Annotated in this window: 14 protein-coding genes; 7 read left to right on the top strand and 7 right to left on the bottom strand. The window is 60.1% G+C overall.

The annotated features are described in order from the left end of the window. Positions 1-45: 45 nt before the first annotated feature. Positions 46-261, top strand: a complete 216-nt coding sequence (locus QM647_RS12460) for a flagellar basal body rod C-terminal domain-containing protein (protein ID WP_414995849.1) — start codon at positions 46-48, stop codon at positions 259-261. 84 nt (positions 262-345) lie between these two features. Here the strand turns inward: QM647_RS12460 and QM647_RS12455 are convergent, their stop codons facing one another. Further along, a complete protein-coding gene (locus QM647_RS12455; RefSeq protein ID WP_414995848.1) occupies positions 346-1059 on the bottom strand; it encodes a DUF1013 domain-containing protein in 714 nt (237 codons plus the stop codon). 169 nt (positions 1060-1228) lie between these two features. Here QM647_RS12455 and QM647_RS12450 point away from each other — a divergent pair, with 169 nt between their 5' ends. Continuing rightward, positions 1229-1831 (top strand): DUF6348 family protein, encoded by a 603-nt coding sequence (locus QM647_RS12450; RefSeq protein ID WP_414995847.1) that lies wholly within the window; start codon positions 1229-1231, stop codon positions 1829-1831. Positions 1832-1989: 158 nt separating this feature from the next. Here QM647_RS12450 and QM647_RS12445 read toward each other — a convergent pair whose 3' ends face one another. From QM647_RS12445 to QM647_RS12425, 5 genes are all read right to left on the bottom strand, one after another. Then, on the bottom strand, positions 1990-4176 hold the full coding sequence (locus QM647_RS12445) for a putative bifunctional diguanylate cyclase/phosphodiesterase (protein WP_414995846.1): 2187 nt from the start codon (positions 4174-4176) through the stop codon (positions 1990-1992). Positions 4177-4482: 306 nt separating this feature from the next. Then, the gene (locus QM647_RS12440; RefSeq protein ID WP_414995845.1) at positions 4483-4830 is read right to left on the bottom strand and encodes a hypothetical protein; all 348 of its coding nucleotides are present in this window, start codon (positions 4828-4830) and stop codon (positions 4483-4485) included. 108 nt (positions 4831-4938) lie between these two features. Beyond that, positions 4939-5280, bottom strand: a complete 342-nt coding sequence (locus QM647_RS12435) for a hypothetical protein (protein WP_414995844.1) — start codon at positions 5278-5280, stop codon at positions 4939-4941. A gap of 188 nt (positions 5281-5468) precedes the next feature. Beyond that, positions 5469-5609 carry a hypothetical protein gene (locus tag QM647_RS12430; protein ID WP_414995843.1) on the bottom strand — a complete coding sequence of 47 codons (141 nt, stop codon included), beginning with the start codon at positions 5607-5609 and terminating at the stop codon, positions 5469-5471. A gap of 36 nt (positions 5610-5645) precedes the next feature. Beyond that, positions 5646-6638, bottom strand: coding sequence for an NAD(P)H-quinone oxidoreductase (locus tag QM647_RS12425; RefSeq protein WP_414995842.1), 993 nt, complete (start codon positions 6636-6638; stop codon positions 5646-5648). Positions 6639-6739: 101 nt separating this feature from the next. Here QM647_RS12425 and QM647_RS12420 point away from each other — a divergent pair, with 101 nt between their 5' ends. From QM647_RS12420 to hisN, 5 genes are all read left to right on the top strand, one after another. Continuing rightward, positions 6740-6955 carry a DUF1192 domain-containing protein gene (locus QM647_RS12420; protein WP_414995841.1) on the top strand — a complete coding sequence of 72 codons (216 nt, stop codon included), beginning with the start codon at positions 6740-6742 and terminating at the stop codon, positions 6953-6955. A 155-nt stretch (positions 6956-7110) separates the two neighbouring features. Continuing rightward, on the top strand, positions 7111-7653 hold the full coding sequence (locus QM647_RS12415) for a DUF1465 family protein (RefSeq protein ID WP_414995840.1): 543 nt from the start codon (positions 7111-7113) through the stop codon (positions 7651-7653). Positions 7654-7955: 302 nt separating this feature from the next. Next, entirely contained in the window at positions 7956-9290 is a 1335-nt protein-coding gene (locus QM647_RS12410; RefSeq protein WP_414995839.1) for a hypothetical protein, read from the top strand. 118 nt (positions 9291-9408) lie between these two features. Continuing rightward, positions 9409-9792: a helix-turn-helix domain-containing protein gene (locus QM647_RS12405; protein WP_414995838.1), complete on the top strand. Its 384-nt coding sequence runs from the start codon at positions 9409-9411 to the stop codon at positions 9790-9792. A gap of 141 nt (positions 9793-9933) precedes the next feature. Continuing rightward, positions 9934-10758, top strand: a complete 825-nt coding sequence (gene hisN, locus QM647_RS12400) for a histidinol-phosphatase (RefSeq protein ID WP_414995837.1) — start codon at positions 9934-9936, stop codon at positions 10756-10758. Positions 10759-10769: 11 nt separating this feature from the next. Here the strand turns inward: hisN and QM647_RS12395 are convergent, their stop codons facing one another. Continuing rightward, a complete protein-coding gene (locus tag QM647_RS12395) occupies positions 10770-11939 on the bottom strand; it encodes an alpha/beta fold hydrolase (protein ID WP_414995836.1) in 1170 nt (389 codons plus the stop codon). Positions 11940-11999: the final 60 nt, after the last annotated feature.

Raw genomic sequence — 11999 nt, 5'->3', positions numbered from 1 at the left:
GCATTTCTAAAAAAATCCTTAATTTTCAGCGCGCATACTGTGGATATGTCCGCTATCAGCACCGCCACATCCGGGATGATTTCCGCCTCGCAGCGTTTCGATCAGGCTGCCACGAATACCGTGCGCGACGCATCGAACAACCAGGATGTGCTGTCGGATCTGGTGGCGCAGATCAATTCGCGTAATGCTTTCGAGGCCAATATCAGCGTCATCAAGACCGCCGATGAGATGCTGGGTAAGGTTATCGATATCAAGGCCTGAATTTCCAGGCGTGTTCCTCCCGCCCCTGAACTGAAAAGCCCGCCGGTTGTCCGGCGGGCTTCTTTGTAAGCTTTGGGGAAGATATCAATAATCTTCGTCTTCTTCCGGTTCCGAGCGCTTGCTGCTGCCGGCGCCGAAAACGTCCTCGACCGACAGGTCGCCCTTCTTGCCGTAGGGGCTGTCCTCTTCCTCGTCAAAGGCCGGCTGGACGGTGACGGCCGGCTTCAGCGACGGATCGTCAAGCGGGATACCCAGCTTTTCGGCCTGTTTGCGCTTAACTTCCGCGGCCTTGCGCACGGCGGCATCGAGTTCGATCTGGCCGATCAGGCCCAGCGTCACCGGATCGACCGGCTTGATATTGGCCGAGTTCCAGTGCGTGCGGGCACGGACCTGCTCGATGGTCGACTTGGTGGTGCCGAGCAGCTTGGAAATCTGCGCATCGGTGACTTCCGGATGGTTCTTGACGAACCACAGGATGGCGTCCGGACGATCCTGGCGGCGCGACACCGGCGTATAGCGCGGCACCTTCTTCGAAGGCTTCAGCAGTTCGGCATGGCGCGACACCTGGGCCTTCATGCGGTACTTCGGATTTTCCTCGGCACGGGTCAGTTCTTCGCGCGTCAGCTGGCCATTGGCGATCGGGTCGGCGCCGCGGATATCGCGCGCCACTTCGCCATCGGCGATGCCTTTGACTTCCAGCGGATGCAGGCCGCAGAACTCGGCGATCTGGTCGAAGGCCAGCGAGGTGTTGTCGACGAGCCAGACGGCGGTCGCCTTCGGCATCAGGATATCGGACATAGGCTTATCCTTTATTCGGGGTCTGCGCCCCTCCAGAAATGGCTACGCCCGGCCTTTTCGGCCGGGCGCGGGTGTTGTGGGGGATGGTATAGAGCGATTTCGAGCCGAAGGGAAGCCTGTTTGATGGCCCCACTGGTGGTTGCGCAAAATCATGCCTATCTAAGGGGTTATGAGCGACCTGCCCGTGCCCCACATCGACCTGACGCCGCTGTTTTCGGCCTTCGACCTGATACCCGAACGCCGGGGGGACTGGTGGCTGGTTGATGGCCTCTATCCCGCGCTCCGGGTCCAGGTCACCGGCCGCGCCCTGACCATAGATCTGGCCCTGACCGAAGACATGCAGGTCAGCGAAACCTATCCGGCGGAGGACGGCCTGTCGCTGTTTCGCGACGGCGCCCTGTCGCTACTGCTCAGCGCCTTCTGGAGCCGGCACAATCCTGGCCAGGTGACACGCCAGATCATCCGGCGCGCCGATGGCCCGTGGCAGGTCCTGACCGGCCGATATCTGCGTCAGGTGGAAAGCGGCGAACGCCCGCCCGTGCCCTATCTGCTGTTCGGCGCCATAGAGGCCTTCCTGAAGGATGCGGTTCTGGCGGGCGATATTCACTGGCTGTCCATCGGTGTGTCGGTGGATGAAGACGGCGCCTATGCCGATGCCCGGCTCAATGGGGCCCGCCAGCCGGAACTGGAAGCCACCCTCCGCGCGCTCGACTGGCTGTACGACGATCGTGACTACAGGCTGCGCCTGGCCGTATTGATGATGAAGGTCTAGGGATAAAGCGGACTGTGAAAAGCAACCGCAATAGAAAGGACTTTGCCACTAACCGACATTGAGCAGAGCGCTCGAAGTCCTATGGCACGTATCCTCTTCCTGATAATCCGGAAGGTGGAGGCAGCGAATGCAGCCCATCGATATTGGCGGCACTTTTGTCAGGCCGAGCGCCCTGAGATCAGTCCGACATAGGAGAGTACACGTTCAAATTCTCCGGCGGGGACGGGTTTGCCAAACAAGAAGCCCTGACCTTCCTCGCAACCCTTGGCCTTTAACCACTCTCGTTGCTTAACCGTCTCGACGCCCTCAGCGACAACGTCGAGACCGCAGCCACGCGCCATGGCGATCAAAGCTGAAACGATGGCGTCGTCCTTTGACGCTTCGCACATTGTGCTCACAAACGACCGGTCGATCTTGATGCGAGTCAAAGGGTAGTGTTTGAGAAGACTCAACGAGCCATAACCGGTGCCGAAGTCGTCAAAGGCCACGCCCACGCCCGATGCGCGGAGTCTTTGCAGAGGCTCAAGCACCAGATCATCACGATCGAGTATGATGTTTTCCGTAATCTCAAGCTCCAGCAGGTGCGGCGGAAGCGCATATGTTCTGAGGGCCGCCATGACCCTAGAGACGAGATCATCGGCGCGGAACTGAGCCGCAAAGAGATTGATGCCCATGCGGATCTGATGACCCTGTCGCTGCCACAGCGCTGCCTGAGCACATGCCGTTTCAAGGACCCAGGTGCCGACCGTTGCCGCAAGGGGGCTCACCTCAAGAGCGGGCAAAAACGCGGAGGGAGGCAACAACCCGCGTTCTGGATGCCGCCAGCGTATGAGCGCTTCCGCGCCAACCAGCTTTCGGTCGCTGAGGCGGATCTGTGGCTGATAAAACAATTCGAACTCGTCATTTTCAACCGCGCGATGAAGCTCAACATCGTACATGCGCCGCGCCTGTGCGGCCATCCGCATGGCGGTTACAAAGACGCTAATCGATCCATGGCCGTTCTTCTTCGCCTCAAACAATGCCAGGTCGGCGTTTGCCAGCAGCTCGTCCGGATCGTTCGAATGGGCAGGATAGATGGCCACGCCGCAGCCGGCAGTGACACGAACCTCATTTCCGTCGATCACTATCGGCTCAATGAGCGCCGCCATGACGTCATTTGCACCCGAGGTGGCGCTAAAGATATCCCCGACACCGGACAAGAGGACGCCGAATGTATCGCCGCTCATACGGGCAACGAGATCGCAATCTCTGAGAACATTATTTAGCCGATCGCCGACTTCCTGAAGAATGGCGTCGCCGATGCCGTAGCCAAGCGTGTCGTTGATGTCTTTGAAGCCGTCAATGTCGATCACGAGAACTGATGCAGGCATGGCTGCCTTTACATGATTGGCCAGTGTATCGACGAAAGCCGCGCGGTTGGACAATCCGGTCAGATCGTCGAAAAGCGCAATGTGACGCAAAGCGTCAGCCTGCCGGCGGCGTTCGCTAACGTCCAGCAACATGGCTCCAAAATGAAGTCCGTCCGTCTCCTCCCAGCAAGACGGCGAAAACTCGATCGGGAACTCCGTACCATCACGCCGAAGCCCGGTCACTTCCTTGACAGCGGCGTCGACGGCGGCGACACCCGACGCAACGATCCGGTCGATATCCTGGTGGAAAGATAGGTGGTCGTCTTTAGGCATAAGGATCGTGACGTCTTGCCCGATGGCCTCGGCCTCCTGGTAGCCGAACATGAGTGTGGCGGCTTTATTCCAGGCTGTAATTACGCGGTTTTGATCAAAGCAGACGATGGCGTTCGGCGAACTCACCGCAATTTTTTCGAAGTTGGACTTTCCCGTCTCAGTGGCGACTTCAAGACGGCGGAGTTCAAGCTTGTCGACGGCAAGGCCCGCCAGGCTCTTCAGGTTTTCGCGTTCCTGCGGAGACAAGGGTTTGCGCGGTTGCCCATCGATGACACACAATACGCCGATGGCGTGACCATCGGGCGAGCGCAGGGGCACACCGGCGTAGAAGCGGATGTTGGTAGGGCCGGTCACAAGCGGATTGTCATGGAAGCGTTCGTCGAGACGGGTATCTGGCACCACCAGCACATCGTCCTGTGTAATGGCGTGAGCGCAAAAGGAGACATCCCGGCTGTTGTCGAAGGCGCCAATGCCATGATTAGCTGCTAAAAAGACTGTTTCACTGCCGATCATGTTCACCGCGGCGGCGGGAATATCGAACATCTGAGCAGCGATACGGACGACCGAGTCCAGGCTTGGGAGCAAAATGCCATCGGCAAGGCCATATTCCTTAAGCGCCAGCAGGCGGTAAGCCTCGTCTTCGATTTCGACCGGACAGCGCATTGTTGACCTCCGCTTTTTTGCATCATCCCCTGCGACGCCGCTGCTGGAAACAGGGGTCTTATCAAACCTTAGCGTGAGTTTATGATTGACGAATTAACAACCAGGGCGGATACAAATATTTACCTTGGGTTGTCAAAACGGATCGCATCCGTTGAGTCGGCTGACATGGCAGAACCGAAATAGGTCATCGCGTGGTCTTTGCTACCAATCGTTTCTAATGACCGCCTTGGGAGCAAAGCCGAAAGTGTATTATTCTAGGCCTGATGGCTGATGCGACCCTATATGCGACAAACCGCGCGCCGATCGCTAATGGCTTGCGTCTGCGATAATCTTTGCCAGTTGCGGAAGGGCCTTGTCGCTTTCAAGGATTAACAGGACTTCGGAAATCCAGCCTTGATCATTGCGTGTGCCGAAGACCTGGATCTGGACCTTGCCACCAAATGGCAGCAGCGCCCGGCTATCGATGATTTTATGACTCGCTGTGTTGATGCGTTCTATATCCGACACGACGATAAAATAATCGTCCAGCGCATGCAGAACCCTGGCGATCTTCTCTCGCCCCCGAAGGGGCGCCTTCAGCAGGTTTGATATCAATATCGCATCGTCCGTCAGTTCGGGCAGGACGGCCAGCCCATCGACTTGAGGCGGTTGCATGGCGCGGTGTTCCTCTGGCGAGTGACGGGCTCAGTGTGCGCCTGAATAAATCAGTATGCCATTCGAACGTCTGGATGACGCGCCCAACCCCACACGGGTCAACCTGATTTACGATCCGAACGCGGCGCGTGCCCGTTTTCTGGCCTTGAATGACAGATCGTGGTCAACGATCAGTTCGCTGATCCAGCCGCTCTGATCCCGCAGGGCGACGGTAATGGTTTCCAAGGGCTCATTATCGCCAACGGAGCCGTGGCAGATCAGAATGTCGCGCCGGTCGTCGTGATATTCGAACACAATCTGCTGCGCGCCGAAAAAGCGGTTCATGCGCTCCAGGGTGGACATGATCGCTTCGGCCCCTGTGACCGGCGCCTCCAGTATATCGGTCTTGAGCCGACAGTCGTCGTTCGTTTCGGAAAGGAAAGCGATACTACTGACCTTGAGCGGGGCCATGGCACATCTCCCTATATTACCTTTTTCCGCGCTTACGCCCATACGTTGTAAAAAAGCGATATCGGTCTTTGCCGTTGAAGACGGCGACCGGCGGGTCGATGAACGATGCCCTCAGATGGGCCGGCGGTCCGCACCGGTCGACGCTTGATCTGTTAAAAGGCGGGCAATCCTGGCTATGAGCCGCCCACTCAGTACTGACATTGCTTTTGCACCCAGTGACCGCCACTGTTGATACAGGCGTCATGCGGGTCGAACACCTTCGCCATACCCGCCGCCGCGCCGGCGATAATCACCACAGTCAGGCCCAGCCAGATCATCCATTTCTTCATAGCGCACCAAAATTGAACAATGTTCAAATCCTTATATCATGAGGAAACGCGGAGCACAACCTTGCCCTTATGATCGCCCGCCTCCATCCAGGCATGGGCCTGGGCCGCCTCGGCGAAATCGAACTCGGCCGCCAGGATCGGCCGGATGGCGCCGCTTTCGATCAGGGGCCAGACGCGTTCATGCACCTTCGCCGTGATCCGCGCCTTCTCCTCCGGCGAACGTGGCCGCAGCATGGAGCCGGTGACAATCGCCTGCTTGGCCATGATGCGGCGCAGGTCGATCTCAACGACGGCGTCCTTGCCAAAGCCGACCTGAACAATGCGCCCGCCCATATTGAGGGCGGCCAGGTTTTTGGCGAAGAAATCGCCGGCGACGATATCGAGCACCACATCCGCTCCGCCCACCGCCTTGACCGCGGCCACGAAATCCTCGGCATCGCTGTCGATCACCAGATCGGCGCCCATCTCCTTAGCAAAGGCGCACTTGTCCGCGCCGCGCGCCGTGGCGATGACCCTGGCGCCAAACGCCTTGCCCACCTGGATCGTCATGGCGCCGATGCCGGAATTGCCGCCATGAACCAGCACGATCTCGCCCGCCTTCAACGCGCCATGCTCCATCAGATTGGCGTAAACGGTCAGGATATTCTCCGGCAGCGAGGCCGCCTGCGCCATAGATAGCCCCTTCGGGACAGGCAACAAATGACGAATATCAACCGCCACATATTCCGCATAACCGCCGCCATTGACCAGGGCGCAGATTTCATCCCCAATTTTCCAGCCAATATCATCCCCATAGTTCACGGGCGGGTTCAGGCTTTCAATCACACCCGAAACCTCCAGCCCCAGGATCGGCGAGGCGCCCGCTGGCGGCGGATAATGGCCGCGCCTTTGCAGGATATCCGGGCGGTTTACCCCGGCGTAACGCGTACGGATCAGGGCCTGGCCCGGCGCCAGATCAGGCCTTTGTGTATCATTCAGGTATAGATCGGACGGGTTTTGTCCGTCTGCGCGGATGGCGATGGCTTTCATGACTGATTCGTTTTCCTTGATTTCTTCGCGCAAGAGGCGTTTCATCTGTGGCCGGACGATGGCGCGGATCGCGGCCTGGTGTCCAGACAGGATAGATAAGCATGGCGATATTCGATGACAATGAACCCTTGGCGCCGCGCAAGGCCGGTGCGTTGCAAACCCTGGTGCGCGAGGACCTCGATCCTTATAGCGTCGAGGACCTGGTCGTGCGCATAGACTTGCTGCAAGCCGAGATCATTCGCGCCACCGAGGCCATGGACCGCAAAAAAAATCGCCGTTCCGCGGCCGATGCTTTATTCTCTTTTAAGGATAATTAACGCTTAATAACCGTCATGCGATCTTGATAATGGCACAGGCGTTGCAGGTGCTTATGAAAGGTTTCCATGATGGCACGCCCGGCAGCAAGGTCTGCCAGGCCCCGCAGGTCAGAAGAGACCTCCGCCGTAAGTTTTCAGCATAAGGCTTTTCGTATATGTCCGACAGCACCGCTCCCGCCAATATCCGCGTCTCCATCGTGCGGGATTTCGCCTCATCCGATCTGTTCGATCGCACCTTCAAGGAAGGCATGGCGCTGGTCGAGGAAACGGCCGCCTATCTCGATGGCGACGGTCGCCGCGATTCCCGCCTGCTGCCGCGTGAAGACGCCCTGCTCTATGCCGGCGAAAGCATGCGCCTGACTACCCGCCTGATGCAGATCGCCTCATGGCTGCTCGTCCAGCGCGCCGTGCGCGAAGGCGACATGCCGGCCCAGGATGCCTGCGATGAAAAATACCGCATTGCCGCCCTCAAGGCCGAAGCCGCCGATGCAGCCGCCACCCTACCCGGCGGCCTCCTGAGCCTGCTGGACCGCTCCAACCGTCTCTATGAGCGCATCTCGCACATGGACAAGCGCATGTTTGTCGATGGCGAAACCGAGGAACTGGAAATCAATCCGGTCATGAACCAGATGGCCATGCTGCAAAACGCCTTCTCCGCAGGCGGCCTGGCCGGCGGCTTTGGCAGCCCGGAAGCCTGATCCCGTTTACAATCTTCAGGAAAAGCGCGCATCATCCGGTGCGCGCTTTTTTGCTGCACCGCATCACGATTATTTGACAGCGCTGTTGCCAGTTCCCCTTTTATCGCCTGTGTGACGGGCGTAAAATACCGGGCAGTCCCAAGTCGGACCTGAGGGGATTTCGGGCAAGGCCCTTACCGCAACACGTCTTCACCACACATTGCCGCGCCTGCCCCGCCGACTGCCCGTCCCTTGTCGTCAAACACCACCAGAGACACCGCCCGTGCTGTCGCGCGCTGCCGTGTGCGGCTCTGGAGGCAACCATGGCTATCGCCGACACTTTGCACGGCTATATCGACAAGATCACCGATGGCACCCTGCGCACCACGCACGATCTGTGCGCGGCAGATCGTGAACGCCTGGGCTATCTCTGCAACGAAACCCGCACCGGCTTCCTGCAGATCGCCAATACGGACCTGCCGGACAAGACGATCGATGACTATAAGCCCATCGTGATGGATGACGGCCAGTGGGAGGCCTTTCGCCAGGCGCGGCTCGATCCCTTTTTCGCCGAAACGATCGACCTGTCGCCCGGCAGCCGCCAGATGACGCCGGAAACCCTGATCCGCCTGTCGCTGGGCCGCATCGAAAGCCAGTTTCCCGGCGGACTGGAAACGGCGGCCGACGCAATCGCCGCCTTTGGTGACCAGGATGTGCGCGATCTGATCGCTGCCAAGGGCTTGGTCGTCTATGCCAACCATATCCATCTTCACCGCTCGCGCCGCGACAATATCCGCAAGCTTTATCGCCATGCGCTCGTAACCGCCGCCGGCCTCCTCGCCTGGACGCTGGTGATAACCCTGCTTGGCGACCCGCTGGCCGCCTGTGGCCTGTGGGCGCTGGCGCCCGTGCCCGCGGTCCTTGTGCTGTCTGTGGCCGCTTTCCATATCCGCAGCGTACTGATCCGGCGCCGCCACAATGCGCTGGCCGACCAGTTCAACGCCGCCACGCGGCTCTCCTGTGCCACCGTCAGCAAGTGTGCCATTCTCCGGCAGGATCACCTGATCCATGCCTGCCACGCCATGCTGGAACTGACCAACAGCGGCAAGGAAGATTACTGGGCCGAAGGCCGCCTGCGGCGCTGGACCGAGGTCAACGCCAAATGGTGCGAACTGATCTTCTGGCTCAATGGCCGGATCGCCGCCAATGCCGCCTTCGCCTTCCTGCGCGCCAAGATGATCGGCATGACGCTGGAAGGCCTGACGGCGCAGGCCCGCTTTCTGGCCCTGAAAATGACGGCCGGCGCCCTCGCCGCCCTTGGCCTAATGGCGCTGGCCGGTTTGGGGCTGCTATTCGTCAGCCTGTGGCAAAATATCCTGCCGATTCCGGCACTTGGCCTGCTGATGGGTTGCGTCTATCTGGGTTGGCAAACCCTGCGCCTGCATGCCCTGCTGCGCCCGGGCGAGCCCCCGCAGGCCGTCAACGAAATCCTGCACGGCGATTCCCTGCAACGCATGAAAAGCGACAAGGACGCCCGCCTGCACGAGGACATGGCACGCTTTATGAAGCGCGAGAAGCTGAAGCAGCTCTATGCCGAGCGCACCCGGCTCTATTCAGGCGTGACCCAGGATCTGGGTCAGGAAACCGTCATGACATAATTCCCCTGCACGCCGACTTATCAACGCCTGTTTAAACGTGTGGCACGAGTTGTGAAACCTATAAGGCGAGCTGTTTCACATTGAGACAGCGCCACGTATCTGTTTAGGGGTTCCATCCATGGCCACCGATATCGATCTGCATCTGGGTAAGCGTCTGCGTCGTCGCCGTCGTCTGCTCGGTTTGACGCAACAACAACTCGCGCTGGCGGTCGGCATCCGCTTCCAGCAAATCCAGAAGTACGAATGCGGCGCCAACCGCATCTCGGCCGCCCGCCTGTTCCAGCTGGCCAAGGCGCTGGAAACGCCGATCAACTATTTCTACGACGGCCTGTCCGATGACAAGACCGAAGTGGCCGCCATCAATAACGAAGGCATCGAAGTGTTCTCGCGCAAGGAAACGCTCGACCTCATCCAGGCCTATTACCGCCTGTCGGAGCGTCCGCGTCGCCGCCTGCTGGACCTGGCCAAGTCACTGAACGGCGATAACGAACAGGCGGCTTAAGCCGCCTGATTCTTCCATAAGAGACTGCCTCGCAACAGCTCGGGCGCGCACGACCTCCCGCAGGTGTGGTGGCGGGGCTTCTTACATCTCCGGCCCCATAAACATCTGGACCCGCATGGCCGCGCAGGCTATGCGGGTCTTATGTCTGAAAATGCCCCCGATTACACCGCCCTCGAAGCCTTCGCGCTGGATCTGGCCGCCGCTGCGGCCGCTGTCGCCGTGCCGCTGTTCCGCCAACGAGACTTAAGCGAGATCAACAAGGGCAATGCCAGCCGCGCCGATGTCCATTTCGACCCGGTGACCGAGGCCGACAAGGGCGCCGAACGCGCCATCCGCGCCCTGATCAACCAGCATTACCCCGACCACGGCATCATCGGCGAGGAATATGGCAGCGAGAATGCCGATGCCGATTTTGTCTGGGTGCTCGATCCGGTCGATGGCACCCGCGCCTTCATTGCCGGCCTGCCCGTGTGGACCACCCTCATCGGCCTGCGCTACAGGGGCAAGGCCATGCTGGGCGTGATCGCGCAGCCGGTCCTGCAAGAGGTCTATCTCGGCTCCCCGCTCGGCTCGCGCCTGGTAACGCCCATGGGCAGCACGCCGCTAAAGGTGCGCCCCTGTGAGGCACTCGACAATGCCGTGATCGGCACCACCGACCCGCATCTCTATGCCGGCGCCGAGGTCGAGGCCTATGCCGCCCTGCGCACCGCCACCAAGCTGGTGCGCTATGGCTGCGACGCCTATGCCTTCGCCATGGTGGCGGCGGGCACCATGGATATCGCGCTGGAAACCGGCCTCAAGCCGTGGGATATCGAGGCCATCATCCCGGTGATCGAAAATGCCGGCGGCGTGGTAAGCAACTGGCGCGGCACCGCCATCGGTCCGGAAGCCGGACAGGTCATCGCCGCCAGTTCACAGGCCCTGCTCGAACAGGCCCTGGCTCATCTGACGCCTGCGGCAAACTGACGACACTTTTTTCAGGCGCTCTTTTGGCCTTCCGGATCGGACAGGTCTGGCGTGCCTTCCTCCGCGATCAGGCTTTCCGGCGAAATCTCCTGCGGCAGCTCGGACGCCACCTCGGCAACATCGGCCGCCATCAGGCCAAAGGCCTGGCCGGCATGGTTATCCTGCACGGTATTCTGCGCCGCCTGGCCGATCATGTGGGGCGCCACGAAATTCGCCAGTTCGTCGAATTCGTTCATCGCCTGCACGCGATACTCGTCCATCTCGATCAGCACCTCATGCTCGGCGCCGGCCACTTCGATATACTGCCCGCTGCCCAGCTTCTTGGTGAAGGCGCGCGACGGCTGCTTATTGATGACATGATCATCGCCGGAACAGACGATGCTGATCGGCATTTTCAGCTTCTTCAGCACCTTGGCCTTGTCGAGCAGCAGGCTCTCGCCAAGCTTCAGCGCGAATTGCAGCCAGCCCCAGGTCGGAGACCCCACCGCCAGGTGCGGGCAAGCGAACAGCTGCTCGTGCCAAACCGCATAGCGGTCGCGGTCGTGCGTCAGGGCATCGTCCTCGAAGGTGTGCATGAACGGGTCGTCGAACAGCTCCGGCACATATTCCGAACCGCGGCCGTGATTGACCTGCCAGTTGACCTGGAAATTGACCGACCACAGGCTGTGCTTGCCCGTCTTTACCCGCAGCATCGGATTGGTGAAGAAGGCGCCGGAGATGCGCTGCTCGCCCTTAGCCAGGGTGGCGAGATTGAGCGCCGCGCCCATGGAATGCCCCAGCATGAGCCACGGCTTGGGGGCGCGGTCCTCGAAGGTATCGAGCAGGCGCTGGTAATCGTCGAGAAATTCATCGGCCGAACGCGCGTGGCATTTCAGCCGGTCAGGCAGCAGGCGGGCGGAAAGCCCCTGCCCGCGCCAGTCATGCGCCACTACGCAGAAGCCGCGCGCCATCAGATCACGAATGATCTCGTAATATTTTTCAATCGGTTCGGAACGCCCCGGCGAGATAAAGACCGTGCCGCGCACCGAGCGGGAATCGCGCCTTGGCGGCTGCCAGAAGCCGAGGCGCAGGCGAAGGCCGCCCGCGCCGCGATACCATTCGCCCACACCGCCTTCGGGCACGCGCGATTCCGGCGTGAACATCAGCGGTGCGCTGGTTGAAAGGGCGGCTATCCGGCTCACGTGTGCAATTTCCCCATTGATCGCAGTCCGATAAGGTGGATACCACCTTTCGGATAAATT

This window comes from Asticcacaulis sp. (assembly GCF_047605585.1).
Classification (GTDB): domain Bacteria; phylum Pseudomonadota; class Alphaproteobacteria; order Caulobacterales; family Caulobacteraceae; genus Asticcacaulis.
Note: the sequence above shows the minus strand (reverse complement) of the source record. Positions and strands in the feature narration are given on the sequence as shown.